Origin of the sequence: Aequorivita lipolytica, assembly GCF_007997135.1 — a bacterium.
Taxonomy (GTDB): domain Bacteria; phylum Bacteroidota; class Bacteroidia; order Flavobacteriales; family Flavobacteriaceae; genus Aequorivita; species Aequorivita lipolytica.
The window spans coordinates 1-26,852 of record NZ_VORU01000008.1 but is presented as its reverse complement, the minus strand read 5'-3'; the positions used below and the strand labels follow the sequence as shown (position 1 = coordinate 26,852).

Sequence of the window (26,852 nt, the reverse complement as noted above, 5' to 3'; positions counted from 1 at the left end):
ATAAAACTATATTGATTGGAAGGAAGATTTTAATAAAAATGGAGGCCATGTATCAGTTTGATGGAGCACTTGAAAGGATAATATTCCATTCATACGAAGAAGCGGTTCATTATTGGTCTTTTTTGAAACAACAATATTTAAGGAGTAAATACCTTTTGAAAGTTGTAAATTTTTGTGTTCAACAATAAATTCAATCAGGTTAGAATCATTTTTAGAATCCAACTCTTCTATATTAGGTTCTAAAATAGCCACTGGACGTTGTTCTTTGTCAAAAATGGAAATGTAAAATGCTGGGGGTTCATTCAATGTATTCTTTCTAAACTTAAATTTCAATTTAAAAGTATTCCCCCATTCTATCTGAGGAATATTCTTCTCGTAAGCTTTTGCTTCCAAGATTTCCACGCTTTCATACGCAATACTCCCATCATCAAATACCACATTGCTATCGTTATCTACAAAACGGGTATAATACTTATCAATCGCCTTCCCTACATCTTCCCCTTGAAAAACTGCCTTTCCTTTTTCCATCAAAATAATCTGGTTACAAATACGCGAAACCATCGGCATAGAGTGCGATACAAAAACTATAGCCGTATTAGGGAGGAGGGTGTCTATCTGTTTAAAACATTTTAATACAAAGCCCAGATCGCCCACCGCCAAAACCTCATCAATAATCAAAACATCGGGTTCCATTTGTGCCGCCACGGCAAAGCCCAGGCGCACCTTCATCCCGCTACTGTAATTTTGTACTGGCATATCTATAAACTCGCGTATTTCGGCAAAGTCTATAATTTCTTCCACTTTCTCTTCTATCTCTTTTTTGGTAAACCCAAGGATCGCACCGTTGTTATAAATGTTTTCCCTCCCACTCAAAATAGGGTTAAAACCTGCACCCAGTTCTATCAATGCTCCTACCCGTCCTTTGATGGTCACTTTGCCCGCATCGGGGTTTATGAGGCCGTTCAGTATTTTCAATAGTGTAGATTTTCCAGCCCCATTATGGCCAATAAGCCCCAAACATTCGCCACGGCGTAGCTCAAAACTAATATCCTTCACCGCCCAAAACTCTTGTGGCCGCAGTTCCCGCTCATTTTGGTTACCGCTTAACCCACTAGCCAAATCCTTCACCCCATACCAAAGGCTGGTCTTAAGGTCTTTACAGAACTTTTTGGAGAGATGTTGTACTTGAACTAAAACTTCATTGTTGGGCATGTTCGGTTGTCGGTTGTCGGTTGTCTGTTGTCTGTTGTCTGTTGTCTGTTGTCTGTTGTCTGTTGTCTGTTGTCTGTTGTCTGTTGTCTGTTGTCTGTTGTCTGTTAAGTTTTCCAATTTTTTTCTACATATTGAGTAAATGTAAAAATCTTTGCGCCTAAACCATCATATTTTGTAATTACTTCAGGCACTTCTGGGATATCATATAATTCTTGAATTGTTTCCAACTGTCCCTTGCATTCCAATAAGGAAGCTTGGGAATAGGTCAGGAATTTTATAAAGTCTTGTTTGTAATTTCTTCTTCCATACCCTTCAATAATATTATCCTTTACACTCTTTGCGGATCTTCTAACTTGACTTCCTTGTTCATACAGTTCAAATTTTGGCATCTTCAACGAAACGTGGTGTACTTCGATGGAGAATTGAAAAGCCAAATTATAAATATCTAAATCTTTATAAGATTTCATGCTAATATTATTTCATTTACCCCTCCTTTATAAACTTACGTATTTAACCGATAACTGACAACTGAGAACCGACAACTGATTACGCGCTCATCCGCTCAACTAAAATAGGAATCGAAATTCTATAAAACAACAAAGCAATAAAAAACAAAGGTACACAGCAAGTGATTACTATTAAAAAATAAGTCAAGTGCACGGGCGGCATACCCACGGCCAAATCGCGGGCTGTTAATATAATTGGTGTAAAAGGGTTAAGCTCCATAACGGTTTTCATTATTCCGCTTTTCGGTATTGCGTAAACAACGGGCGTTACATACATCAAAAAACCCAGTCCAAAACTTATTAATCTACCTATATCTTTATACAGCATTCCCAAAGGAGTAATAAACAACCCCAATGTGGTGCCAAATAATATACCTCCTAAAATTGCAATAGGAAACAGCAACAGACTCCAATGAAAACCCACGCCATAAAAGAAAATAAACACCAACAGTAACACTACTTTTATGGAACTGTTAAACAATAGCTTGTAAACTCCAGAAATAACCAATGCCTCCTTTGGAAAGTTGATTTTAGACAAAATAGACTTCGCACCATTGGTACTCGCCATAGGCGAATTGATAGATTCGGTAATAATAGACCATAACAAAGTGCCGGAAAAAGCATATACCGGATACGGAATGCCAGTATCGGTAATACGAACCGTTCCTGAATTGTTTAGAAATATCCAAATAAAAGCGGTGGCAAGCGGCGTAACAAACGCCCAAATAATCCCTAAATAACTTTGACGATACTGCGCCTGTATATCCCGTTTAGCCAATTGAAAAGACAAAAACCGAGACCGACCAATGTCTGCCAGACTCTCTTTCAGTAACTTGCCAAGGCGCAGGTTGTTTTCCTTTTGATAGACTTTGGTTTCCAATTCCATGTAGATGCGGGGAGGCTTGTTTTTCTTAGTGGCTAATATAAGTATTTTGGTTTAACTGATGTCTGTTCTCGGTTATCAGTTCTCTGTTGTCGGTTCTCTGTTGTCGGTTTCAATTTCGTTTTCATTTACTTTTTCAACTTCATCTTCAATTTCAATTTCAATTTCAACTTCAATTTCAATTTCGATTTGGATTTCGATTTCAATTTCAATTTCGATTTCGATTTCGATTTCGATTTCATAAAAACCTTAACGAAACAAGAACCAAGAGCCAAGAACCAAGACTAAAGAATGAATAATGAATAATTTTTAATACCTAATGCCAAATGTCTATTGCTTAAAGCCTAAAGCCAACCCAATCCAGCTGACGGAAGTGATTCAAACGCAAACGTAATATTCGATTTCGATTTCGATTTCGATTTGGATTTCGGTTTCATTTTCATCTTCAACTTCGATTTCGATTTCGATTTCGATTTCATTTTCGATTTCACCTTCAACTTAACAATTCACTGCCACTACCACCGCCAACTGCAACTGTATACTTATTTTAGGACGAGTCAAATTCACAATCCCGATAGCTATCGGGACACAAACTCAAAATTTTTTCAAGTCGTCCCTGAGCGGAGTCGAAGTGTTTTCGGTTGTCGGTTTCAATTTCGTTTTCATTTACTTTTTCAACTTCATCTTCAACTTCAACTTCGATTTCGATTTCGATTTCGATTTCGATTTCGATTTTCTCCCCTTTAGGGGCGGGGGTCAAGACATTTAATTTGTTAATTCGGGATTTCTCCCTACGCTAAAGCTACGGAAGACGAGGTGGGATTTCTCCCTACGCTAAAGCTACGGAAGACGAGGTGGGATTTCTCCCTACGCTAAAGCTACGGAAGACGAGGTGGGATTTCTCCCTACGCTAAAGCTACGGAAGACGAGGTGGAATTTCTCCCTACGCTAAAGCTACGGAAGACGAGGTGGGATTTCTCCTTACGCTAAAGCTACGGAAGACGAGGTGGAATTTCTCCCTACGCTAAAGCTACGGAAGACGAGGTGGGATTTGGAAACAGAGCTTGCCCCGATTTTTCATCGGGAACATAGGACGGTAAGACGTAGGGCTTAAGACGGGAAAGGTTATTGGGTTATTGGGTTATTGGGTTTTTTTATATTTTAAAAAATATTTTAATCTAATCCCTATATTTGAAATATAGAACATCTACCTGTTGTATATACTCATATTAGCAGCAATACGAAATAAATTGCGTAAATCATATTTTGTACATATATTTGTACTTAATTAAATACAATATCATGCAAATTACAACTGTTTCGGACTTTAGAAAGGATATTAAAACTTATTTGGATCGAGTAACAAAAAACTTTGAAACTCTGATTATAAATCGTGGCAAAGATTCTGGAATCGTTGTTATGTCTCTACAGGAATACAATTCTCTAATGGCGACTAATCACGAATTGTCTTCTCGAAAGAATGAATTGAGATTAGATTCTGCAATTGAAAAATTGAAAAACGGAGTAACTTTCAATAAAGACTTGATCGAAAACTAATATGAAATATGTATTTGTTGACGAGTCTTGGGAGGATTATCTGTATTGGCAGAAAACAGACAGGAAAAAGTTGAAAAAAATAAATGAACTTCTGAAAGATATAGCAAGAAACCCTTTCGACGGAATTGGAAAACCTGAACCTTTAAAGCATAAATACTCTGGATTTTGGTCAAGGCGAATTGATAGCGAACATAGACTGATTTATCAATATAACGAAGGAGAAATTTTAATTGCAAAATGCAGATTTCATTATGACTGAAAAAAAAGTACTGATGCTAACCAAGAACTGAGGTAAAAAAACAACACTTTTCTTCATTAATTTTTGACACTATTATTCTAGGCTTACGGATTAAAAAAATAGATCTGTAAGCTAATTTTTTTATTTGGATTTCAATTATTTTACCGCAAGCACCAAAACGAATTTCTCATAACATTGGAACTGACACTTGTATTGCTGTCAGGTCGAGTGAGTTTGTGAGTTTGGCACTTCGGCTGCGCTCAGTGTGACAGATTTGGCACTTCGGCTGCGCTCAGTGTGACAGGATTGGGATTTGGGATTCGGGATTCGGAAACAGGATTGAAGGGAACCGAGAACCAAGAACCAAGACTGAAGGGAATCAGTATTTAGGACGGGATGGGTTATTGGGTTACTGAGTTATTGGATATTTTGATTGAAAATCCCTCTTCGCTCATCGCTCATCGCTCATCGCTCATCGCTCGTCGCTCGTCGCTCGTATTTTATTTGTGAGTTTCTCCCTACGCTAAAGCTACGGAAGACGAGGTGGGATTTCTCCCTACGCTAAAGCTACGGAAGACGAGATGGGCTTTGGGAACAGGACGGGATGGGTTACTTGGCGATTTCGATTTCCATTTCTTTTTCAACTTCAACTTCGATTTCGATTTCGATTTCATTTTCGATTTCACCTTCAACTTAACAATTCACTACCACCGCCAACTGCAACTGTATACTTATTTTAGGACGAGTCAAATTCACAATCCCGATAGCTATCGGGACACAAACTCAAAATTTTTTCAAGTCGTACCCTGAGCGGAGTCGAAGGGTTTTCGGTTGTCGGTTCTCGGTTTCATTTTCATTTTATTTTTCATCTTCATCTTCATCTTCATCTTCATCTTCATCTTCATCTTCATCTTCAACTTCGATTTCGATTTCATTTTCGATTTCAACTTCAACTTAACAATTCACTGCCACTACCACCGCCAACTGCAACTGTATACTTATTCTAGGATTCTCATTAAGCGAAGTCACAACAATGGGTCACATCTAAAAATCCAACAATCCAACAATCCAACAATCCAAAAATCCAACCATCTAAATAGATACTCCATAGATAAGCCATAGATAAGCCATAGATAAGTCGTTAAAACGTAAGAAAACAGCCCTTTTTTCCTACAAAATATGTAACGCATAAAATTGTAGCTAATTATTACGAACAAACCTCTGCAAACAATATTGTCTTCAGAGACTTGTTCCTAATAAACAGTCTTTTTATTAGTTTGAAATATCTTAATTGAAGTCTTTCTAATTTTACTCAGAAGTAAACTGAATAGATTCTTCGTAACGCTCGCTTGAATAATAACAATTCAAAAAACAAAGCTGCAAGAATACAATTTGTCTTTTGAAGTTCGCTTTAATAAATTCTTTTATTGATCGATGCGCAGTGGAATCAAGCTAAAGGTTTCATTGTTAGCAACAGGTGTTTCTATATTACCTTTTCGCCAAAGTTGGTAGAAGTAAACTGTGTTATCAACCAACCCAATATCTCGGGCTTGGTTAAACGTATTTACCCAAAAATTACCAGTCCCGCTAGGCGATGCACTGGCATAATTTAAAATTGTACCAGGAAGGGTAGCAATAAAAGTACCAAATGCTCCAGCTGTTCCTGTAGTTCTTGTTATGGCAGTAATAACCCCATTTAAATCTGCTGGATCTGCGGAATAGGTTGATTTTATAATATTAGCTGTATTGTTTAAATATGTAATTGAGCTTTCTCCTATTAATTCCCAATTTGTAGGATTGGTACCAGAAATATTTAAGGTTGCTGAGTTAAAGGTGCCACTTCACCACCTCTATAATCAGCTATTCTCAAAATCTAGTTGCCATTGGATTTAAGTCCATTAAATCAGCTAAGATTGTAATTTCTCAGTTTTATTATGAGAAAAAACACTCAAACTGTCAATGAGAAGGAAACCCTTAAAAAGAACAAAACCGCTACATAATGAAATGCAGCGGTTTTTTATTGTTTTACTATCAGCACAAATTAGCCGTGTGGAATTACTATTATTTATTTTGGTTTTATTTCCAAGGTGTTGTGAATTGGTAAAGTTTTCAATAAACTAGATAGTTTAGTTATTATCTTTAACATTTTCATCATTTGAATTCAATTCCTCTTGATGTTTTTCTAATTTAACTTCACTTGAATTTTCGACATTTTTAAGGACCATCTCTTGCTTGTTTGAACCAAATTTTGGTCTATCGCGTATTAAGTCCTTTTTTGGATTTTCAGCATCCACTTCTAAATTTACTCTGGCGATCATATCAAAGGCGCTTTCGGATGGGATAATTTCGATTCCATCACCCAAGTTTTCATCCGCAGGTTCATACCATACCGGATTGACATAGCACATTACGTGGTTATCCCTAAGCTTTAACTTATCTGTGCCATTAATATCAGTTTCATAACTTTGTTCTCCGCTAACATAAGGAAAATGAGTAAGCGCATAGCCTATAATGCGGCAGGATTCAGTGGCTTTGACTGCTCTGCCCCTATATTTTTTTGAAATAGTTAGTGGGTCGCCAGGTTTGATATTTCCGTTTTCTACAGTAACTAAAACTGGCACCTGCCCCAAAAGCCCTATATTGACATAGTTAGGGTCATCTCCTCTTGTGCCTCCAATATTGTCATTATTTCTTGTTCCACCTATGGAAACAATACCTACGGTTTTTGATACATCACTTGGCCGGGCTCTTCTTACTCCACTCGCATTATTTGGATCCATGGCTACTATCTCACCCACCCCAAGTGTTCTGTCACTTGTTTTAAAATATTCTGAATAATCGCCTGTACCAGATGAATTTACAAAATAATTTTGATTACCTACAGTGAAAAAAATTCTACCTGTTGCATTACCTCGTTGTAAAAATAGGGATCCATTATATCCTCTTGGTAATTGGGCTGTATTACTGTTGGCTCCTAAATGGGCAGATATCACCGTTTCACCAGAAGCAACAAGTAAACCCGTATTATAAGTGCCTCCATTCGCAGAAGCAATTATTCCAAAATTTTCATCCCATACATTATCATAACTAGCTAAAATTGCATAATTATTATTATTCCTTTGTGTATATAATCCTTCTGTTTCAGAATTCATCCATCCATAATTATTTGCACTAAAATTACTACCAACTCCATAAAAAGGAGTACCTAAAACACCAAATCGATTAACATTAGTACCATTAAAATGCGAGCCCATTACACCATAACCATTTTCGGCAGCAGTACCAGCTATACCTGTTCCGGAAAGACCTGTCGCATATGTTCCAGAGTTATTTCCAATACCTACAATTGCAGTACTGGAACTTGTATTTGAATTTGTAGCCATAACACCCAAGCCATTGGCCTGATTGCTACTGGCATAAATTGCCTGCGCACCACTTTCAGTTACAGTACTAAAAACGCCATAAGCGTTAGTCCCGCCGGTAATATTCAATTTTACATCACCATAATAACCTCCTATTCCAACATTGCCATTAGTTAAAATTCCCATTCGTTCTGAATTGTTTACTCTAAATGCTAAAGGCTGATTATCTGTTGTGCCAATAAAGTTATTAGCCGCATTAGTTCCTGCACTCCCTAGAGTACTCCAATAATCGCCTCTCCCTCCAATACGAACCCAATTGCCACCATCATTGTAATAATAACCTGGGGTAACATCACTTACAGCTGCAGTGTTGTAGACAGTCATACCCTCAACATGTGCACTTAATGGCGCGACATCTGCAGTACCAGTTAACGCCACTCGAGGTAAAAGAAATCCTCCCGGCGTTATCGTAGCATCTATGTCAAGCAAAGCATTGGCATTAGGAGCAGTAGTCCCAATCCCAACCTGCGCAAATCCATTAAAAGTAAAAAGACTAAAAAAAGCAAGAAAACCAAAAGCCTTTATTTGGGAAAAGTAACTATTCTTCATAAAAAAGTGTTTAAAAGTAAAACGATATTGTTATGATAAGGGGCGTAACAATAATAGACTACCTGCGCAGAAAATCCAAATTCTGTAGGGTATACTTAGCGTTGCAGGCATTTTGTTGCGAAATGTTCAAAATATCCGTCAAAATGTTTTTAATTTTCGACAATTGGTTTTTTTATGTAGGAAACCACTTTGTTGCAATACTCCATGGGAAGTACTTTCAAAACTTTAACATTTATAAATTGTCATAATTTGAAAAATTTCTTCCGAAAAGGGGGTGTCAATTTGATAATTTGTGTCCCGATAGCTATCGGGATTGGGATTTGGAAACAGGGCTTAAGGGAAACAGGAAGTAGCACTTAAGACGGGATGGGTTCCTGACTTCCTGAGTTAATAGGTTAATAGGGGTTATTTGGTATTTTAATCGGAAATCACTCGTCGTTCGTCGTTCGTCGCTCATCGCTCACACTTCATTTGTGTCCCGATAGCTATCGGGATTGGGATTTGGAAACAGGACTGAAAGGAAACAGGACGTATGACGGCAGGACGTAGGACGGGATTTATTGACATTTTCGATTTTCTCCCCTTTGGGGCCGGGGGACAAGACGATTAATTCTTTAATTCGGGATTCGGGATTTGTTATTTGCTATTTGTTATTTGTTATTTGTTATTTGAGTTTTGTTATTTGTTATTTAGTTCCTCCCCAAAACATTCATTTCCTCCTAAAAACCTTCCTAACCCTCCCTAAAACCGTTGGTGGCTTTACGTGTTCGTGGTAGCCATTACCATAGTTGCCATACGTACCGTAACCATAACCGTAGCCATAGCCGTAACCGTAGCCATAACCTCTACCCGTTTTTTCAACGTAATCATTTAATACAATACTAATGTGTTTCACCTCTCCCGTCCTGTATTTCTCATTTACGAAAGTGAACATATTTTTATGGGTGTAATTGAAGCGCGCCATATACAGCGTGGCATCCACATGTTTAATTAATTCCAAAGAATCTGAAACCAATCCCAAGGGCGGGGAATCGAGGATTATATAATCGTAACGCTCCTTTAAGGAGGTTATAAGTTCGTCCAGCTTTTCACTAATTAATAGCTCTGAAGGGTTAGGCGGAATGGGGCCGGATGGAATTACGTCTAAATATGCTATTTCGGTTTTTTGGATAACGGTATCTACGTCTGCTTCGTTAATTAAATAATTCACCACCCCTATATCATTATTGATATTGAAATCGCCAAATATTTTGGGCTTTCTAAGGTCGAGCCCCACTAGAATAGTTTTCTTTTCGCTTAAAGCGAATACCGAAGCGAGATTTATGGAACAGAAAGTTTTTCCTTCCCCGCTTACGGAGCTGGTAACCAAAACAGTTTTAGCACCTTCCAGCCCCTGCTTTTTATAGATAAACTGCAAGCTGGAGCGAAGTGCCCTAAACGCTTCTGCAATTGCAGATTTAGGTTTGGTAAGTACAACGAGGTTAGTATCTAAAGGATTCTTTCCTATTATCCCCAATAGCGGAATGGAAGTAATGCGTTCCAAGTCTTTTACATTGCTGATTTTAGTGTCAAAAAATACACGCATAAAAACAAATATTAACGGAAGGAAAAGTCCAAGAAGACCAGCCATCATATAATTAAGCTGTGTATTGGGTCCTATTTGTCCGCCGCCGGTATCTTTGGCAGAATCTATTACCATCACATCGCTTACATTGGCAGCTTTTACCAAGCCAGCCTCGCTCCTTTTCGCCAAAAACAGATTGTAGGTTCCTTGGCTCAGGTTGTAGCGACGTTCTATATTTAGCAAGTCCTGTTGTTCCTTCGGAAGTTTTCTGATTTCACTTTCGGAACGACCTATATCACGATTAATAGCGCTTAACTCTTGATTCTTTAAACTTTTGGAAGAGCGGATATTTTCAAGCAGAACCGTTTTTACGGCGTCTATCTGTCTATCAATATCATTAAAAATGGGCGCTCCTTCCTTAAAGGAATACTGAAGTTTGTTGCGTTCCTCTGCCAGGGTAACTATTTTTCCAACCCCCGCCACAACACTTGCTTCTGAAATACCCGCTACAGATGGAGCGGGAACATCGCGATAATCCGAACGTTTTGTTAGGTAATCCTGCAGTGTATTGTAATAGTTAAGTTCGCGGCCTGCAGCTTCCTTCCGAAGGTCCAATTCATTGAGCTTGTTATTTATTTCAGAACCTTCACTCTCAAGGTCGAAAATGGCATTCTTATTTTTGAATTGATTCAGCTCATCTTCCACCGTAGAAAGTTCTGCTGATTTTATGGCAAGGCTACTGTCAATAAATTTTATGGTTTTGGTAGCAAAGAGGTTTTTGCGCTCCAGCATATCTTCGCTGAGCACCTCTACTGAAGTATTCAAATAATCTACCAACTGCGCTTTATTATTCCCCGTAAGCCTCATCTTTAAGACTGAAGAACCTTTGCTTTCAGGATCTACACGCATACCCAAATATCTTTTAACGATGCCGTCATAGTTTCTAAAAACGAGGTAATAGGGCGTTCCCGGTTTCGACATTACGGCTGGGTTGGGCATAAATGTACCGCTGAAAAAAGGCAGCTTAATTGGCTCCCCTATTTTGAAATCCTGCGAAAACTCCCCCGCATCCACAAACATGCTGCTCGTTTCCTTAGTCGCGTAATTTTGTAGGTTTATGTTTGTTGCCTCCTCAAAAGCAACGCTCAGATTGAAATTTACCGAATCCTTAAAAACAATCTTTATTTGCTTATTCAGCATCTGTGGCTTGGCGGTATCCGCTTCCACAAAAAAGGGCGTTTGTTTATAAGCATTTACCTGCTGATATTTTCCATCCCTTAGATAATCCAAATAATATTGCAGACGCTCCACAACCTTTTCGTTATGAGAACGTGACTGCAATGAAATAACGGCTGTATTTACCTTATCGGTAGTTCCACCCCAATTAAAGGTAAGGCTGGTATTGCTGGTGAAAAAGGGATTTTGATCGTCTTTAATGGAAACTAAATTATCCATTTGATAAATAGGCAACTTGCGAACGTTGATATAGTATGCTATGGAAAATGCAATTGCCAAGGAAACCAGAAATAGCGGCCAATGGTGCAAAAGCCTAAAAAGAAAACCTTTAAAATCGAATGTAGTATTGGTTTCGTTTATTTCGAATTCCTCGCTCATAGCTTTCTATAATCTGGTGAACAATAAAATAGTGGTCACCAATGCCGTGGCAACAGTTACAATAGTAGTAAAAGACTGAAGCCCCGTGGTTCCCGTTCCCAATGATTTTTGTGGTAAGGGATTAATCAAAATAAGATCGTTCGGTTTTACGTAATAGTAAGGTGAATTCATCGCCTCAATCTTTGTAAGGTCTATGTGGTGCACCTTCTGTCCCGCAGGATACTGACGAATAATTATCACATCGCTCCTATCTCCTGTAAGTTGAATATCGCCACTATTGGCAATGGCTTCCATTATGCTTACTTGGTCGCGGTAAATTATGTTAGACCCCGGACTGCCTATTTCGCCATTGATTGTGTAACGGATTCCAGCCAACTTCACCGTTACAAAAACATTTGCTTCAGCTTTAAAATAATCTCTTAACAAACGTTCCTCTAGGCTCTCCCTAACCTCATCCACGGTATAACCCAAAACGTTCATTTCACCCAAGCTCGGGATGCGGATGTTGCCGTGGTCGTCCACCACAAATCCGTCATAGTAAAGTTTTTCCTCCCCGGTTGCATTTGGATTGGCATCACTAATAGGATTAAAAATCCCCACAGTTTCCTGATCCAAAGCTTTTACCCTAATACTCAAAAGATCATTTATCTGAAGTCGGTAAGGTTCCTGTCTTTTCCGCAAAAGCGCCAAAGTATCGCTGCCACTCGTGTTCTCCTGCAAATAAGTAAGCTGTTTGGTGGTTACGCAGGAAGTAGCGCATACCACAACAATCAAAATTAGCAATACATACGAGAGCTTCATAAAAGATAGGGTTGTTAATGGACAAATATAAAGTAACGTATTTAATAATGAAACTTATTTTAGGGAAAGCAGGTTTTATTGAAAATAGAAGAAATATTGGCTTCGGGTTTCAGGTTTCAGGTTGCAGGTTGCAGGTTGCAGGTTGCAGGTTGCAGGTTGCAGGTTGCAGGTTGCAGGTTGCAGGTTGCAGGTTGCAGGTTGCAGGTTGCAGGTTACAGGTTGCAGGTTTCAGGTTGCAGGTTGCAGGTTGCAGGTTGCAGGTTTCAGGTTGCAGGCTTCAGGTTGCAGGTTGCAGGTTGCAGGTTGCAGGCCTCAGACATCTAGCCTCTAGCTTCTGACATCTAGCTTCTGGCATCTAGCCTCAGTCTTCTAGCTTCTGACATCTAGCTTCTAGCCTCTAGCTTCTGACATCAAGCTTCTGGCATCAAGCTTCTAGCCTCTAGCCTCTAGCTTCTCGTTCAACCCTTCGACTTTAGTTTATCCTGAGCCTGGCAAAGGACTCAGGGTGACAATAGCGTTAATAGTGACCATAGCATACAAAGAATCCATAGAATTCAAATTACTCATTATTCATTACTCATTACTCATTACTAATTACTCATTACTCATTACTCATTACCAATTATTCATCATTCATTATTAATTAAACATTAAACATTTACAGTACTTTTGCGGAAAATCTAAACCGTGAACTACCTTTCAGTAGAAAATATATCCAAATCCTTTGGGATGAAGCCTTTGTTTGAAAACATTTCATTCGGAATAAACGAAGGACAAAAAATAGGTTTCGTCGCCAAAAACGGGACGGGCAAAACTTCCCTTCTAAATATAATCGCCGGAAATGATAAAGCCGATAGCGGAAATGTTGTTTCCCGAAAGGGCCTAAAAATTGCCTATCTGCCGCAGGAACCAGATTTGAATCCTGCACTTACGGTGGAACAGACTATTTTTTCTTCAGACAATCCAATCCTGAAAATAATTGAGGCCTACGAGCACGCCATAGAAAATCCGGACGATGCAGAAACCTACCAAAAAGCATTTGACGCCATGGACGCCCATCACGCTTGGGATTTCGAAACGCGCTACAAGCAGATTCTTTTCAAACTAAAAATGGAAGATCTGCACGCAAAGGTTTCTACCCTTAGTGGCGGACAGAAAAAACGTTTGGCTTTGGCCAACGCTTTGCTCACTACCCCAGATTTGCTGATAATGGATGAGCCTACCAACCACTTGGATCTCGAAATGATTGAGTGGCTGGAAAATCTTTTCGCCAAGGAAAATTTCACACTATTTATGGTTACCCACGACCGTTATTTTTTGGAACGCGTATGTAATGAAATTGTGGAATTGGATGAAGGAATTCTTTACAGTTACAAAGGAAACTATAGCTATTATCTAGAAAAACGCGATGCGCGGATAGAAACCGAAGCCACCGAAACCGGGAAAGCAAAACAGCTTTTCAAAAAAGAACTTGACTGGATGCGCCGCCAGCCAAAGGCGCGAACCACCAAAAGCAAAAGCCGAATTGACGATTTTCACGAAATAAAGGATCGTGCCAGCAAACGCCGAAACGACCACCAAGTACAACTGGAACTGAATATGGAACGCATGGGCACCAAAGTGGTGGAGCTGCATAAAATTTCAAAATCTTTTGGCGACAAAGTGCTGCTGGACAAGTTTGAATATAACTTCAATCGCGGCGAACGGGTTGGGATAATTGGAAAAAACGGAACAGGAAAATCTACCTTTTTGAATATCTTAACCGGAACACTAAAACCAGATTCAGGAAAGGTGATTGTTGGCGAAACTGTGCAATTTGGTTATTACACCCAAGATGGAATCAACATTAAAGATGGCCAGAAAGTGATTGATGTAATCCGCGAGTACGGCGATTATATTCCACTTAAAAAAGGAAGGCAAATTTCAGCCTCCCAGCTTTTGGAACGTTTTCTTTTCGACCCAAAAAAGCAATACGATTTTGTTGAAAAATTAAGTGGTGGCGAACGCAAGCGACTTTATTTATGTACCGTACTTATCAAAAACCCTAACTTTTTGATTCTCGATGAGCCTACGAATGATCTTGACATTGTAACCCTAAATGTTTTGGAAAGTTTCCTTTTAGACTTTCCCGGCTGTCTTTTGGTAGTTTCCCACGACCGTTACTTTATGGATAAAATTGTAGATCACCTATTTGTTTTTAGAGGAAACGCCGAAGTAGAAGATTTCCCCGGAAACTATTCCGATTTTAGAGTTTATGAAGACAGTAATATTCAGGAAAAACGCGACGCCAGCGAAGCAGCGCCAAAGACCAAAAAAGACTGGAAGCAAGATTCAACCCCAGCAAAACTAAATTACAACGAGCAAAAGGAATACAACAAACTAGAAAAGGAAATAGCGAATCTCGAAAAAAATCGCGTGGAACTTCAAAATAAATTCGCTACCGAAAACTGGAACGGAGAAGAAATAGACAAACAATCCATAAAACTTCAAGAAATTATTGATAAGATTGAAAAACAAACCGAGCGTTGGTTTGAGCTGTCATCGAAAATGGGTTGAAATGCTTTAGGCCGTAAGCTTTAAGCTTTAAGCAAATTATTTATGAAATATGTATTTTAGCCTACAGCTTAAAGCTTAAAGCCTAAAGCCTATAGCCCTTAAGATGATTCACCAGTCAAAAAGCTACATAAAATTCATTCGTCTGTCCAAAAACAAGCACGGCGTTCACTCGCCATTTGTGTACAATTTGGTTACAAAGTGTTTCAACGATAAAACGAAATACGCCGAATATGAAATTTTAAAAAAGCATCGTGTAGCCTTAAAGAATGATGCTTCCATGGTGGAAATGAAAGATTTTGGCCAAGGCTCGCGCGTATTTAAAGGCAACGCCCGAAAAGTTTCCGCAGTTGTGAAAAATGCAGGAATGAAAAAGAAACGCCGAAGGCTACTCTTCCGTTTAGCGAAGTATTTTGAAAGCGAAAACATTCTAGAATTTGGCACTTCCTTGGGCTTGGGAACGGTTGCACTTTCAGTTTCCAATGAATTTGCCGCAGTAAATACCGTTGAAGGCTGCCTGAACACTTCAAAAAAAGCACAGCAATATTTTGAAAGACTCAATTTGCACAATATTAAAATCCATCAAAAAACGTTTAAAGAGTTCCTTTCAGAAAATACCTCAGAGAAATACGACTTGATTTTTATTGACGGCGACCACAATGGCGAACGGACATTAGGTTATTTCAATTCACTTTTAAAAAATATCCACAACGATTCCCTCATCATTTTTGACGATATTTATTGGAGCAAGGATATGACGGCCGCGTGGCATAAAATTATTGAAAACGAAACCGTAACCTTAAGCATAGACACCTTTCAATGGGGAATGGTTTTTTTCAGAAAAGAACAGCCTAAGCAGCATTTTCTGATACGGATTTGAGTCTATGAGTTTAGAGTTTAGAAGGAATAAAAACTTTGCGTCTTCGCGGCTTTGCGCGCAATTTTTCTCGCCAAGACGCAAAGTCGCTAAGAATTTCATTATTTATCAAATGTGATTTATTTGGGATATGCTTTTTATTTGATTTTTTGAAATTTGTTATTTGGAGTTTATTTGAGATTTGTTTATTTGGAATTTGTGCTTTTATCCTTTGGAAATTATTTCTTTGTAACAACCCGCGTACCTTTGCGTCATATAAACAATTATATTAATTTTAAAAAAAGTCCCCCTTTGGGGGATTTAGGGGGACTATGGGCTTAGTAATAAAAATCAGAGATATCACAAGAGATTTTCCGCTAGGGAATGAAATTGTAAAAGTTTTAAAAGGAATTGATTTAGACATTGAGCGCGGCGAATACGTTGCTTTAATGGGGCCTTCCGGTTCGGGGAAATCTACTTTGATGAACCTCTTGGGATGTTTGGACACGCCCACTTCTGGCAGCTACGAGCTAAACGGAAGCGATGTAAGCAATATGACCGATGATGAATTGGCTGAGATTCGCAATAAAGAAATAGGCTTCGTTTTTCAAACGTTTAACCTACTGCCACGCACCACCGCTTTAGAGAATGTAGCACTGCCTATGATCTACGCAGGCGCTTCAAAAAGCGACCGCACCGAACGCGCCAAACAAGTATTGACAGATGTTGGCCTTGCAGACCGCATGGACCATAAACCCAATCAACTCTCCGGTGGACAACGCCAACGCGTGGCAGTTGGCAGAGCTTTGGTAAACAAACCCTCCATCATATTGGCCGATGAGCCTACTGGAAATTTAGATTCCAAAACTTCGGAAGAAATAATGGGACTCTTCAACGAAATCCACAAAGCGGGAAATACCGTAATTGTAGTAACGCACGAAGAAGAGGTGGCAAAATGTGCCCATCGCATCATCCGCCTTCGTGATGGAATTGTGGAGAGCGACACGAGGAAGGAAATGGTTAATTCGTGAATTGGTAAGTCTGTATCCGATCGCTATCGGGATTGTGAGTTTGCCGAAGAGAAAGCCTATTGCCTAATGCTTAATGCCTAATGCCTAATGCCTAAAATTAATTTCACACTTCCCATTTCGTATTTCTTCACTCATATTCTATATTTGAACCATGAATCTTGACTTTTCAAACCCCATCGTTTTAATAATTGGCGGCATAATTCTTTTGGCAATCCTTTATATCTGGAACAAACGCAACGCTACCAATCAGCGCCAGCGCAGAACAAAAAATTTCCGAAGCAGTTATTATGAACGGAAAAAGGAAAGGGAGAAAGAAAGGGGGCAGTAGGCAGTAGGCATTAGGCAGTAGGCAGTAGGCAGTAGGCAGTAGAAATAAAAAAAAGAATATTTTAAATCTTTGCGACTTCGCGACTTTGCGAGCCATATTTTTCAGGAGTTATTCGTAATTTTGAAGAAAACCTCATACCTCATCCCTAAAACCTCATACCTATAATGAAGATATATACCAAAACAGGCGATACAGGCACCACTGCCCTTTTTGGCGGCACCCGGGTTCCAAAACACAACATCCGCATTGAAAGTTATGGAACGGTGGATGAGCTCAACTCGCATCTCGGATTGATACGCACCCAAGATATAGACCCACGAAGCAAAGAAATACTTATTCATATTCAGGACAGGCTTTTTACGCTGGGAGCTATTTTGGCGACAGATCCCGCAAAGGCAACCTTGAAAAGTGGAAAGGAGCGCCTTAACATTCCAAAAATAGATGAAGAGGATATTACGCTTTTGGAAAAAGAAATGGATATGATGAACGATGCCCTGCCACCAATGACGCATTTCATTCTACCAGGTGGAAATTCTACAGTGTCATATTGTCACATTGCACGCACAGTATGCCGTCGCGCAGAACGCCGCGCAACACTTTTAAATGAAAATGAGCCTATTGACGAACGCGTACTGATGTATTTAAACCGACTATCTGACTACCTATTTGTGCTGGCACGAAAGTTGTCCAAAGACACCAACGCAGAAGAGACACAGTGGATTCCGAAGAAATTGTAATGAGGAGTTTAGAAGTTTAGAAGTTTAGAAGTTTAGAAGTTTAGAAGTTTAGAAGTTTAGAAGTTTAGAAGTTTAGAAAGATTCAAGAATTATTGTATGTATAAAGATTTCTGTCAAAAAACTTAATAACAATCAGCCTCATAACTACTTGATAATCAATAATAAAAAAACGTTCTTTAAAATATTGCAGAAATAATTCGGATTTTACTTGACTTTTTGATCTAAAAAATTACTTTTGCAGAAAATTAAAACCTAAAGTGCTATGTACTGGACATTAGAATTAGCATCCTATTTAAGCGATGCACCCTGGCCCGCAACCAAAGACGAATTGATTGACTACGCGATCAGGACCGGTGCTCCACTGGAAGTAGTGGAAAACCTTCAGGCAATTGAAGACGAAGGAGACTCCTATGACTCTATTGAAGAGATCTGGGCAGACTACCCTACCGACGACGATTATCTTTGGAATGAGGATGAATATTAATCCCAAGATTTTGGGAAACATTTAAAAAATAATATAAAAAGTCTCTTTTACGAGGCTTTTTTTTATTTAAAAAGTATTGAAAAATTTTAACCACAATACACGAATTGTATATATAATATTCGTGTATTCGTGGTGAAAAAAATATTTTGCCGGAATAATTGCAACATTCTGAAAAATAACACTATTGACAAAACAGTGCTGCCCCGCAACACTTCAAAATAAATTAACATCATGGGAATATTAGATAACGTAATAAAAGTTTTTGTTGGCGATAAATCAAAAAAGGATATTAGCGCAATACAGCCGCTAGTAAAAGAAATAAAGAAGCACGAAGAAGCGATTGAAAAACTCTCCAACGATGAACTTCGAGCGAAGTCTGAATACTTCAGAAAAGAAATAAAAGATGCCCAAAAAGAGGTTCAGGATCAAATTGATGCCCTAGAAAAAGAGTCTGAAAACGAGGAAGACATCAATAAAAAGGAGGATACATACAACCAGATCGATAAACTGAAGGACGACCTTTACGAAGTTGAAAAAGCGACCCTTACCAAAATACTTCCCGAAGCTTTTGCCGTGATGAAAGAAACCGCAAAGCGATTTAAGAACAATGAAACCCTTACCGTTACCGCCAACCCTTTTGACCGTGAAATTTCAGCTAACAAAGGTTACGTTACCCTTGAGGGTGAGAAAGCTATTTGGCAGAACTCCTGGGATGCCGCAGGAAAACCCATTACTTGGGATATGGTTCATTACGACGTTCAGTTAATAGGCGGGGTTGCACTTCACGAGGGGAAAGTTGCCGAAATGCATACAGGTGAAGGTAAAACCTTGGTGGCAACACTACCAATGTACCTTAACGCCCTGGCCGGAAACGGAGTGCATCTGGTTACCGTGAACGATTATCTTGCAAAACGTGACAGCGCGTGGATGGCACCATTATTTGAGTTTCACGGAATGACCGTAGATTGTATTGACAACCACCGTCCAAATTCTGCAGAGCGAAGAAAGGCGTATCTGTCTGATATTACTTATGGAACAAACAACGAATTTGGTTTTGACTATCTGCGCGATAATATGGCGCACTCTCCAGATGACCTTGTACAGCGCCCGCACCACTATGCTATAGTAGATGAGGTAGATTCGGTTTTAATAGATGATGCCCGTACGCCGCTTATTATTTCTGGTCCCGTTCCCGAAGGCGATCGCCACGAGTTTAACGAACTGAAGCCAAAGATTAACGATATAGTAGAAGTTCAGAAAAAATATCTGACAGGGGTTTTAGCTGAAGCAAAAAAACTGATTAAAGAAGGCGACGTAAAAGAAGGCGGTTTTCAACTGCTTCGCGTATTTCGCGGTCTGCCGAAGAATAAAGCATTGATAAAATATCTTTCTGAAGAAGGAGTAAAACAAATTCTCCAAAAAACAGAAAACCATTACATGAGCGATAACAATCGCGAAATGCCAAAGATTGATGAAGAGTTATATTTCGTAATTGACGAAAAAAACAACCAGATAGAACTTACCGATAAAGGTGTAGATTACCTATCCGGCGTTGGTGATCCAGACTTTTTCGTAATGCCGGAGATTGGTGTTGAAATTGCTGAAATAGAGAAAAAAGGACTTCCCAAAGAAGAGGAAGTTGCTGAAAAAGAAGAGCTTTTCCGTGAGTTCTCTGTGAAAAGTGAACGCATCCATACAATGAACCAACTTTTGAAAGCTTACACGCTTTTTGAAAAGGACGACCAGTATGTGGTGATGGAGAACAGAGTAATGATCGTGGATGAGCAAACCGGCCGTATTATGGACGGACGCCGCTACAGTGACGGACTTCACCAAGCCATTGAGGCAAAAGAGGACGTGAAAATTGAAGCCATGACCCAAACTTTTGCCACAGTTACACTTCAAAATTACTTCCGTATGTATAAAAAACTTTCGGGAATGACGGGTACTGCAGTTACGGAAGCTGGAGAACTTTGGGAAATCTATAAACTGGATGTAGTTGAGATTCCAACCAACCGCCCAATTGCACGTTTTGATAGAGAAGATAAAATTTACAAGACCAAACGTGAAAAATACAATGCCGTTGGCGAAGAGGTTGTAGCGCTTTCACAAGCAGGAAGACCTGTTTTGATCGGTACTACTTCCGTGGAAATTTCAGAATTACTTAGCCGTATGTTGAGTATCAGAAACATTCCGCATAACGTATTGAACGCAAAACTCCACAAACGCGAGGCAGACATTGTTGCCGAAGCAGGAAAGAGTGGAATCGTAACCATAGCCACAAACATGGCGGGTCGTGGTACGGATATTAAATTGAGCAATGAAGTAAAAGGTGCCGGCGGACTTGCCATTGTAGGTACCGAACGCCACGATTCACGTCGCGTAGACAGACAGTTGCGCGGTCGTAGTGGTCGTCAAGGAGATCCGGGAAGTTCGCAATTTTATGTTTCTTTGGAAGACAACTTGATGCGTCTCTTCGGAAGTGATCGTATTGCAAAGATGATGGACCGTATGGGCTTGAAGGAAGGCGAAGTTATACAGCACTCTATGATTTCAAAATCTATTGAGCGCGCACAGAAAAAAGTAGAGGAGAACAACTTCGGGATTCGTAAAAGATTGCTTGAGTATGATGATGTAATGAATGCACAGCGTGAGGTAGTTTACAAACGCCGTTACCACGCTTTGTTTGGCGATAGGCTTCGTGTGGATATTGCGAATATGATTTTTGATACGGCCGAAGTAATTGCCCAATTCAATAAAATGGCGCAAGATTACAAGAATTTTGAATTTGAATTGATTCGTTTCTTCTCCTTGAGCTCCCCTATTTCTGAAAAGGAATTTGAGAAAATGGACGCTCGCGAAATTTCAGGAAAAGTTTATAAGGCCGCTTACATTCACTATCAAAATAAAATGGAGCGTAACGCAGAGATGGCTTTCCCAGTTATCAAAAACGTTTACGAAACGCAAAAGGATAAATACAAACGGATTTTAGTTCCTTTCACCGACGGCGTAAAAACCTTGAACGTTGCTACCGATCTTGAAAAAGCTTACGAAACCGAAGGAAAGCAACTGGTAAAAGATTTTGAAAAGAACATTACTCTAGCCATTATAGACGATGCTTGGAAAACACACCTTCGCAAAATGGACGAGTTGAAACAATCTGTGCAACTTGCGGTTCACGAACAGAAAGATCCTTTATTGATCTATAAGTTTGAAGCGTTTGAACTTTTCAAGGCGATGCTAGAGAAAGTGAACAAGGATGTTATTTCCTTCCTTTTCAAAGGAGAACTTCCGCAGGAAAACCAGCAGCAAATTCAAGAAGCACGAGAGGTTAAAAGAAAAGAAAACCTTAGCGAGCAGAAAGACGAAATACCAAATATGGACGAGCGAGCTGCACAATCCCGCGCTGCTGGCAATACGCAATCGCAACACCAACAGGTTACGGAAACCATAGTACGCGATCGCCCAAAAATAAACCGCAACGACAAAGTGAAAATCAAAAATGTGATGAGCGGTGAAAACAAGGAACTGAAATTTAAACAAGCCATTCCACTTTTGGACAAAGGAGATTGGGTTCTTGTGGATGAATAATAGAAATACGAATCATTTTAAAAATCTTAAAAGCCTTGAATTTTCGATGAAAATTCAAGGCTTTTCTTTTAGGTAAAATTTGTAAAACGTATCAGTTTTTTCCCTAATTTTAGCATTAACAACCCTTAAAACCAATTAATTATGAAAACAATTTTTATTGCTCTTACCGCATTCTCACTCTGTTTTTTTTCCTGTAAACAAAAAGAAAAACAAATGAGTGAAGAAACCACCATTGTTGCAGACACCACTGCCACAGCATCTGAAATGGCGGAAGAACCCATGGACTCTGTCGCAATGCAAAAAGCATGGGAAGCATACATGACCCCCGGTGAGGCACACAATAGGATGGCCGCCGAGGAAGGAAAATGGACTGACGAGATGACTTTTTGGATGGGTCCCGACACTCCACCACAAAAAGCAACCGGAACCGAAGAAATTAAAATGATAATGGGCGGTCGCTATCAAGTAAGCAATTTTAGTGGAGAAATGATGGGCCAGCCATTTGAGGGCCGTTCTACACTGGCCTATGATAACGCAACAGATGAATACATTTCTACTTGGATAGACAATATGGGTACGGGTCTTTCGGTTGCGCGCGGCAAGTACAATGAGGAAAGTAAATCTTCCACCATGAACGGTAGTATGATTGACCCGATGACGGGAAAGGAAAAACAGACGCGTCAAATATATACCATCGTGGACGACAATACCCGGAAGATGGAGATGTTTGAAACTGGTGCCGATGGAAAGGAAAATAAAACTATGGAAATCATCATGAGGCGTGCTTAAAAAGCAATATATTTTCTAAAACAAATTTAAGTCCCGAAGCAAATTCTTCGGGATTTTTTTTGATTTAAAAAAGTTATCTTTAAAACCGTTTAGATTAAACCTCTTTACCAACAAAAAAATGAAAAAAATATACATAGAATTTAAATGGGCGTTTATATTCACCATTACAATACTCTGCTGGATGCTGCTGGAAAAAACCTTAAGCTGGCACGAAGAACAAATTGCAGCCCACCAATGGGTGACCCTATTATTAGCCCCATTCGCAATTTTGATGTATTTACTTGAAATGCGAGAGAAAAGAAGAAGAGTTTATGGAGGTAAAATGACTTGGTTGCAAGGTTTTATCTCGGGCGTAATTCTCAGTGTTTTTGTGGCACTGCTTTCACCATTGGGACAATTCATTGCACATAACTACATCACTCCGGAATATTTCAACAACGTAACAGAATATTCCGTTACCAACGATTTAATGACGCGTAACAAAGCCAATGACTATTTAAATATAAACAGTTATCTGTGGCAGTCTGTTCTTGGGGCGCTCGGTTTTGGAATTGTAACTGCGGCTATTGTTGCCATTTTTGTTCGGAAGAAATAAAAAAAATAGCTGTTGTAAATTCAAAATTTTTCCAATGGTAATTGCTTTACAAAAATGGGATGCTACATTTCAAATATGCATGCTCCTTTTCATTCTTTGGAAAGGTGTTTTTTTTGTCTATAAAAGAAACGAAGCAATCATTGAAGCGAAACGTTGCTGTAATTAGAGTTAATAGTAATCGTTTTATTAGAAGCGTTGTTCTGGCTAAACCCCTTCACCAAAACCCTATCAGCGCTCTTAGATTCTTTCAGTTGAAGCGATTTCGGGTATTTTAAAGTAGATTTCTTTCCATTGAAATAAAAAGAAAACGCACCAGCAGGTACTTTCACTATCGCATCGGTATTTTCTAAACGAATGTCCAAAGTTTCAAAACCTTCAGAAACTTTATCGATCCGCAAATCACCGAACGAACCCGAAAGAAAGGCTTGGTTGGAAATAGTTCCTATACGCACATCACTGGAATTAGCTTGCAGATTTATGTTTTGAACGTTTTCAATTTTACAATTGTCCACAAATTTCACATTTAAAACCCCTTGCTTCCAAACATTAACCATCACGGGTGCATAAGAAGCATTGATGAGGGTTTGTCCCCCATCGATGCTGTTTGCCGTGAATGGCGTATAGTCCAAATTAGCTTTTACATTATTGGCATCTGCCATTTTTAACTCGCCATGGCGAATGTTTACATTCGTTTTTGCATTTTTCGGCAAACGAATAATTATTGTTTTTTTTGCATTGCTACCGCCTGAGTTAAGACTACGGTTTCCTTGGACAACAATGGTTGTGCCCTTGGGCGACTTTGTAACGGTTTTTGAATAGTTGCCGCCTTCCTTTTCCATATCTTTCTCCATTTGGCTAGCCCACGCCTCCATTTTTTTTCCATATTCCTCGCCCCAAGCTTCCATGCGTTGACCAAAGTTTTCACCCCAAGTCTCCATTTTTTTTCCGTAAGCTTCGCCTATACTATCTGCCCTCTTTTCATCCCACGAATCTTCAAAGCTTTTGCCCCATTGTTCCATGCGCTTTTCAAAGTCCTTTCCAAATTTTTTATCCATTTTGGCCTCAAATTTCTTCATATAGCCCTCCTCATCTTTTTGGAATTCTTCATAGTCAAATTGAATATTGCCAATATTCTCCAGTAAATCCTTGGGAAGAGGCGGCACCTTTATGTTTTGAATCATTGGCATAACCATATCTTCCATCAACGGACCAATAAAATCCATTATGGGCATATCATTCATTGCGAATGCTTGGTTTGAGACGTTTGAGCTTATAGCAACTTTTTTACTGTTACCAGTAACTTCCAACTTCCAGTTTTTCATTTGCTGCTGCTTTTCATTTTCAGAAAGCTTGTCGCCATCTATAAACGCTTCCACCTCAACTTTGTTTTTGTTCCAGGTTTCAAAAATGATATTTGTAAAAGAAGTATTTACAAAAACTTCCACATTGTCGTTCACATTGAAGCTTTCCACATATTTTTTTTGTGAATAGCCAATTACAGAAACTAGAAGCAGCACTATAGCAGTACTAAGTTTGAATAGCTTTAAATTCTTCATTGTTTTGATTTTTAAGTTCTTTTAATTTGTTTTTTAGTTTGAACAGCAAATCCAAACGCAGTTTCAAATTATCAATCAGGGCAGTAACAGTGGCTTCGGCGGGACCAACATTGCCCAATTCGGCATTGAGTGAGTTGTACTCCTTGTCTAGTTCGGCAAGCCGCTGCATATAACCATCTACCACATCTCTATTTTTATCTGTTATTTTTAAGGAAGCCAATTGCACATTTATCCCAGTCATATAGTACTCCTCTATTTTTTTAAGATCTGGTGAAATATCGGCCAATGTAAGTTTAGGGCCATTGTTGCTTTGCACATTTTCTGTAGCGTTTTCCACTATGGCATTTTCTGAATGTTCCGTAATTACTGAATTAGAGTTAGACAATTGTTGGTATCCGAAAAAGCTTACGGCAAATAACACTACAGCCACTGCTGCTATCTTCAACCATGGGATTGAACTGTCTTTTTCCACAACAAGACTTCCTGTAAATGTTTTGTCTAGTTTGGCTTCAAAACGTGCTTGGTGCCCATCGCGAAGTTTGGGTTTCTCAGCTTCATAATTCTCAAACATTTTTTTAATATCCTGTCCCATAGCGCAAGTGTTTTAATTTTTCTTTCAATTTCGTTTTTCCTCGATGAAGATAAGTTCTCGAAGCATTTTCAGAAATCTGCAGTATTTCTGAAATTTCTTGGTGATCATAACCCTCCAGTAAAAATAACTTTACCGTCAGTTTGTAATTTTCTGGTAGTTCTTCAATCGCTGCCAAAACTTCCAAAACCGTGGGTTCGTCAGATATTGACCAATCCTCACCATCGTCAACAATTGTAAAAACTTCTTCATTCAAAGGTTGCAATTCCAGCTTTTTGGCTTTTATGCCATCCAGACAAGTATTTATCAAAATCCTTTTAAGCCAAGCCCCAAAAGTGACGTCTCCTTTAAATTGGCTCAGTTTTTGAAATGCCTTTATAAAGGCTTCCTGCATTGCGTCTTCCGCGGCCGCGGTGTCCTTTAAATACCTTTGGGCTATGACAAACATGCCTTCACAATATTTTCCATAGAGCGCCATTTGCGCTTTGCGGTTGCTTTGTTTGCATTGCTCGATAAGTAGTGAATCGGACAAACTTGATTGTTTTTTGGTTGCTGTTCTCCTTAAAGGACGAAAAAAAAATTAGGATGTTGCAATATGATAAAATTTTTTTGTGAAAAATTTGAGAATTAGAATTTTAATTGCTCCATTTTTATATTAACTTTGGTAAAATTGCACGAATATGAAAAAGAAATACGCTGACTTTGAAAAATTAAACCGCCTGCTTGTAGCCTGCTTTGAAGCAGAGAAGCTCTATTACAACGCTGCTCAAGATGCGCAAACCACAGATTTAAAGCGCTTTTTGAATTATATGGCCGTAGAGCGAAACCGCATGAGCCACGACATTTCCAACGAATTGCACTCACGGGATATTGAACCTTTGAAGGAAGATTCCAAGAAAGGACATCTGGACCGCACTTGGCAACAAATTAAAGAAGCCTTGGAGTATTTTGATGCTGAAGCTATTGTGAATTCCTGTATAAGCCGCGACCGAAATAATATTAAAAGGTATGATGAACTTCTAGAGCGAAAAGAATTGCCAGATGGCATTCTGGAGCTTTTGGAAAAACAAAAGTATCAATTGGAATGGTATATTAAGCAAGCCGCACAGCAGCCGAAGAAAAGTGCATTTATCCAAGAAAAAACACCTGAAGCAAAAGAGGAACCCTGTAAAGAGGATGAAAAGGGTAAAGTGATAAACTTAAAAGCGATGTAAATAAAAGAGGCTGTCTAAAAAGGGCAGCCTTTTTTATGTTTTATAATTTTGACAAAAGCGTGAAATTTTGTACTTTCATGCTATGAAAAGCAACGTAGTTTGGAAGACCAATAGCCAGAACCAACTGAGTCTTCTCCCTCCAAGTTATGATGATCTTGTTCCAGAGAATCATCCGGTTCGCAT

23 protein-coding genes are annotated in these 26,852 nt (G+C 39.1%); 13 read left to right on the top strand and 10 right to left on the bottom strand.

From position 1 onward, the window contains the following. Positions 1 to 6: 6 nt before the first annotated feature. The 3 genes from ESV24_RS10010 to ESV24_RS10000 all read right to left on the bottom strand — a co-directional run bounded on the left by ESV24_RS10010 (position 7) and on the right by ESV24_RS10000 (position 2,598). Positions 7 to 1,329 carry an ABC transporter ATP-binding protein gene (locus tag ESV24_RS10010; RefSeq protein WP_249041582.1) on the bottom strand — a complete coding sequence of 441 codons (1,323 nt, stop codon included), beginning with the start codon at positions 1,327 to 1,329 and terminating at the stop codon, positions 7 to 9. Next, positions 1,317 to 1,679 carry a four helix bundle protein gene (locus ESV24_RS10005; RefSeq protein ID WP_111816134.1) on the bottom strand — a complete coding sequence of 121 codons (363 nt, stop codon included), beginning with the start codon at positions 1,677 to 1,679 and terminating at the stop codon, positions 1,317 to 1,319. Before ESV24_RS10005 ends, ESV24_RS10010 begins: the two co-directional genes overlap by 13 nt. Positions 1,680 to 1,758: 79 nt before the next feature. Further along, the gene (locus tag ESV24_RS10000; protein WP_200829528.1) at positions 1,759 to 2,598 is read right to left on the bottom strand and encodes an ABC transporter permease; all 840 of its coding nucleotides are present in this window, start codon (positions 2,596 to 2,598) and stop codon (positions 1,759 to 1,761) included. A 1,305-nt stretch (positions 2,599 to 3,903) separates the two neighbouring features. Between ESV24_RS10000 and ESV24_RS09995 the strand changes: the two genes are divergently transcribed. Then, the gene (locus ESV24_RS09995; protein ID WP_111816132.1) at positions 3,904 to 4,158 is read left to right on the top strand and encodes a type II toxin-antitoxin system Phd/YefM family antitoxin; all 255 of its coding nucleotides are present in this window, start codon (positions 3,904 to 3,906) and stop codon (positions 4,156 to 4,158) included. Position 4,159: 1 nt separating this feature from the next. Beyond that, positions 4,160 to 4,417, top strand: coding sequence for a Txe/YoeB family addiction module toxin (locus ESV24_RS09990; RefSeq protein ID WP_111816131.1), 258 nt, complete (start codon positions 4,160 to 4,162; stop codon positions 4,415 to 4,417). A gap of 773 nt (positions 4,418 to 5,190) precedes the next feature. Here the strand turns inward: ESV24_RS09990 and ESV24_RS15330 are convergent. From ESV24_RS15330 to ESV24_RS09975, 4 genes are all read right to left on the bottom strand, one after another. Further along, on the bottom strand, positions 5,191 to 5,331 hold the full coding sequence (locus tag ESV24_RS15330) for a hypothetical protein (protein WP_160110609.1): 141 nt from the start codon (positions 5,329 to 5,331) through the stop codon (positions 5,191 to 5,193). 1,191 nt (positions 5,332 to 6,522) lie between these two features. Beyond that, the gene (locus ESV24_RS09985; RefSeq protein WP_111816130.1) at positions 6,523 to 8,367 is read right to left on the bottom strand and encodes an autotransporter outer membrane beta-barrel domain-containing protein; all 1,845 of its coding nucleotides are present in this window, start codon (positions 8,365 to 8,367) and stop codon (positions 6,523 to 6,525) included. 709 nt (positions 8,368 to 9,076) lie between these two features. Continuing rightward, on the bottom strand, positions 9,077 to 11,545 hold the full coding sequence (locus ESV24_RS09980) for an exopolysaccharide transport family protein (RefSeq protein ID WP_111816129.1): 2,469 nt from the start codon (positions 11,543 to 11,545) through the stop codon (positions 9,077 to 9,079). Positions 11,546 to 11,551: 6 nt separating this feature from the next. Continuing rightward, positions 11,552 to 12,346: a polysaccharide biosynthesis/export family protein gene (locus tag ESV24_RS09975; RefSeq protein WP_111816128.1), complete on the bottom strand. Its 795-nt coding sequence runs from the start codon at positions 12,344 to 12,346 to the stop codon at positions 11,552 to 11,554. Positions 12,347 to 12,393: 47 nt separating this feature from the next. On the opposite strand from ESV24_RS09975, the gene ESV24_RS15325 reads away from it, so the two are divergent. From ESV24_RS15325 to ESV24_RS09930, 10 genes are all read left to right on the top strand, one after another. Continuing rightward, positions 12,394 to 12,684, top strand: a complete 291-nt coding sequence (locus tag ESV24_RS15325; RefSeq protein WP_170227881.1) for an annexin Max4 — start codon at positions 12,394 to 12,396, stop codon at positions 12,682 to 12,684. 349 nt (positions 12,685 to 13,033) lie between these two features. Beyond that, positions 13,034 to 14,902: an ABC-F family ATP-binding cassette domain-containing protein gene (locus tag ESV24_RS09965; protein ID WP_111816126.1), complete on the top strand. Its 1,869-nt coding sequence runs from the start codon at positions 13,034 to 13,036 to the stop codon at positions 14,900 to 14,902. A 103-nt stretch (positions 14,903 to 15,005) separates the two neighbouring features. After that, positions 15,006 to 15,779 carry an O-methyltransferase gene (locus ESV24_RS09960; RefSeq protein WP_111816125.1) on the top strand — a complete coding sequence of 258 codons (774 nt, stop codon included), beginning with the start codon at positions 15,006 to 15,008 and terminating at the stop codon, positions 15,777 to 15,779. A 308-nt stretch (positions 15,780 to 16,087) separates the two neighbouring features. Next, the gene (locus ESV24_RS09955; protein ID WP_111816123.1) at positions 16,088 to 16,786 is read left to right on the top strand and encodes an ABC transporter ATP-binding protein; all 699 of its coding nucleotides are present in this window, start codon (positions 16,088 to 16,090) and stop codon (positions 16,784 to 16,786) included. Between the two features lie 151 nt (positions 16,787 to 16,937). Then, the gene (locus tag ESV24_RS15320) at positions 16,938 to 17,114 is read left to right on the top strand and encodes a hypothetical protein (protein ID WP_160110608.1); all 177 of its coding nucleotides are present in this window, start codon (positions 16,938 to 16,940) and stop codon (positions 17,112 to 17,114) included. Between the two features lie 164 nt (positions 17,115 to 17,278). Next, entirely contained in the window at positions 17,279 to 17,851 is a 573-nt protein-coding gene (locus ESV24_RS09950; protein WP_111816122.1) for a cob(I)yrinic acid a,c-diamide adenosyltransferase, read from the top strand. Positions 17,852 to 18,113: 262 nt separating this feature from the next. Then, positions 18,114 to 18,335 carry a DUF2795 domain-containing protein gene (locus ESV24_RS09945; protein ID WP_014782927.1) on the top strand — a complete coding sequence of 74 codons (222 nt, stop codon included), beginning with the start codon at positions 18,114 to 18,116 and terminating at the stop codon, positions 18,333 to 18,335. A 231-nt stretch (positions 18,336 to 18,566) separates the two neighbouring features. After that, positions 18,567 to 21,926 carry a preprotein translocase subunit SecA gene (gene secA, locus ESV24_RS09940; protein ID WP_111816121.1) on the top strand — a complete coding sequence of 1,120 codons (3,360 nt, stop codon included), beginning with the start codon at positions 18,567 to 18,569 and terminating at the stop codon, positions 21,924 to 21,926. A 141-nt stretch (positions 21,927 to 22,067) separates the two neighbouring features. Next, positions 22,068 to 22,715: a DUF1579 domain-containing protein gene (locus tag ESV24_RS09935; RefSeq protein ID WP_111816120.1), complete on the top strand. Its 648-nt coding sequence runs from the start codon at positions 22,068 to 22,070 to the stop codon at positions 22,713 to 22,715. Positions 22,716 to 22,833: 118 nt separating this feature from the next. Then, a complete protein-coding gene (locus ESV24_RS09930; protein ID WP_111816119.1) occupies positions 22,834 to 23,310 on the top strand; it encodes a DUF4199 domain-containing protein in 477 nt (158 codons plus the stop codon). A gap of 137 nt (positions 23,311 to 23,447) precedes the next feature. On the opposite strand, the gene ESV24_RS09925 is transcribed toward ESV24_RS09930, so the two are convergent. From ESV24_RS09925 to ESV24_RS09915, 3 genes are read right to left on the bottom strand one after another with little or no spacing between them, the layout of a single operon-like run. After that, positions 23,448 to 24,866: a YggN family protein gene (locus ESV24_RS09925; protein WP_111816118.1), complete on the bottom strand. Its 1,419-nt coding sequence runs from the start codon at positions 24,864 to 24,866 to the stop codon at positions 23,448 to 23,450. Continuing rightward, positions 24,838 to 25,458, bottom strand: coding sequence for a hypothetical protein (locus ESV24_RS09920; RefSeq protein ID WP_111816117.1), 621 nt, complete (start codon positions 25,456 to 25,458; stop codon positions 24,838 to 24,840). Before ESV24_RS09920 ends, ESV24_RS09925 begins: the two co-directional genes overlap by 29 nt. Beyond that, positions 25,442 to 25,987 (bottom strand): RNA polymerase sigma factor, encoded by a 546-nt coding sequence (locus ESV24_RS09915; protein ID WP_111816116.1) that lies wholly within the window; start codon positions 25,985 to 25,987, stop codon positions 25,442 to 25,444. The genes ESV24_RS09920 and ESV24_RS09915 overlap by 17 nt, the downstream gene beginning before the upstream one ends. A 148-nt stretch (positions 25,988 to 26,135) precedes the next feature. Here ESV24_RS09915 and ESV24_RS09910 point away from each other — a divergent pair, with 148 nt between their 5' ends. Then, positions 26,136 to 26,669: a DUF2383 domain-containing protein gene (locus tag ESV24_RS09910; RefSeq protein ID WP_111816115.1), complete on the top strand. Its 534-nt coding sequence runs from the start codon at positions 26,136 to 26,138 to the stop codon at positions 26,667 to 26,669. Positions 26,670 to 26,852 lie beyond the last annotated feature (183 nt).

Excerpts from the sequence above, each read along its gene's own strand:
- ESV24_RS10005 (WP_111816134.1), bottom strand. The coding sequence starts at position 1,679 with ATGAAATCTTATAAAGATTTAGATATTTATAATTTGGCTTTTCAATTC.
- ESV24_RS09995 (WP_111816132.1), top strand. The coding sequence starts at position 3,904 with ATGCAAATTACAACTGTTTCGGACTTTAGAAAGGATATTAAAACTTAT.
- ESV24_RS09990 (WP_111816131.1), top strand. The coding sequence starts at position 4,160 with ATGAAATATGTATTTGTTGACGAGTCTTGGGAGGATTATCTGTATTGG.
- ESV24_RS15330 (WP_160110609.1), bottom strand. The coding sequence starts at position 5,331 with ATGAAATCGAAATCGAAGTTGAAGATGAAGATGAAGATGAAGATGAAG.
- ESV24_RS09985 (WP_111816130.1), bottom strand. The coding sequence starts at position 8,367 with ATGAAGAATAGTTACTTTTCCCAAATAAAGGCTTTTGGTTTTCTTGCT.
- ESV24_RS09980 (WP_111816129.1), bottom strand. The coding sequence starts at position 11,545 with ATGAGCGAGGAATTCGAAATAAACGAAACCAATACTACATTCGATTTT.
- ESV24_RS09975 (WP_111816128.1), bottom strand. The coding sequence starts at position 12,346 with ATGAAGCTCTCGTATGTATTGCTAATTTTGATTGTTGTGGTATGCGCT.
- ESV24_RS15325 (WP_170227881.1), top strand. The coding sequence starts at position 12,394 with ATGAAACTTATTTTAGGGAAAGCAGGTTTTATTGAAAATAGAAGAAAT.
- ESV24_RS09960 (WP_111816125.1), top strand. The coding sequence starts at position 15,006 with ATGATTCACCAGTCAAAAAGCTACATAAAATTCATTCGTCTGTCCAAA.
- ESV24_RS09955 (WP_111816123.1), top strand. The coding sequence starts at position 16,088 with ATGGGCTTAGTAATAAAAATCAGAGATATCACAAGAGATTTTCCGCTA.
- ESV24_RS15320 (WP_160110608.1), top strand. The coding sequence starts at position 16,938 with ATGAATCTTGACTTTTCAAACCCCATCGTTTTAATAATTGGCGGCATA.
- ESV24_RS09950 (WP_111816122.1), top strand. The coding sequence starts at position 17,279 with ATGAAGATATATACCAAAACAGGCGATACAGGCACCACTGCCCTTTTT.
- ESV24_RS09945 (WP_014782927.1), top strand. The coding sequence starts at position 18,114 with ATGTACTGGACATTAGAATTAGCATCCTATTTAAGCGATGCACCCTGG.
- secA (WP_111816121.1), top strand. The coding sequence starts at position 18,567 with ATGGGAATATTAGATAACGTAATAAAAGTTTTTGTTGGCGATAAATCA.
- ESV24_RS09935 (WP_111816120.1), top strand. The coding sequence starts at position 22,068 with ATGAAAACAATTTTTATTGCTCTTACCGCATTCTCACTCTGTTTTTTT.
- ESV24_RS09930 (WP_111816119.1), top strand. The coding sequence starts at position 22,834 with ATGAAAAAAATATACATAGAATTTAAATGGGCGTTTATATTCACCATT.
- ESV24_RS09925 (WP_111816118.1), bottom strand. The coding sequence starts at position 24,866 with ATGAAGAATTTAAAGCTATTCAAACTTAGTACTGCTATAGTGCTGCTT.
- ESV24_RS09920 (WP_111816117.1), bottom strand. The coding sequence starts at position 25,458 with ATGGGACAGGATATTAAAAAAATGTTTGAGAATTATGAAGCTGAGAAA.
- ESV24_RS09910 (WP_111816115.1), top strand. The coding sequence starts at position 26,136 with ATGAAAAAGAAATACGCTGACTTTGAAAAATTAAACCGCCTGCTTGTA.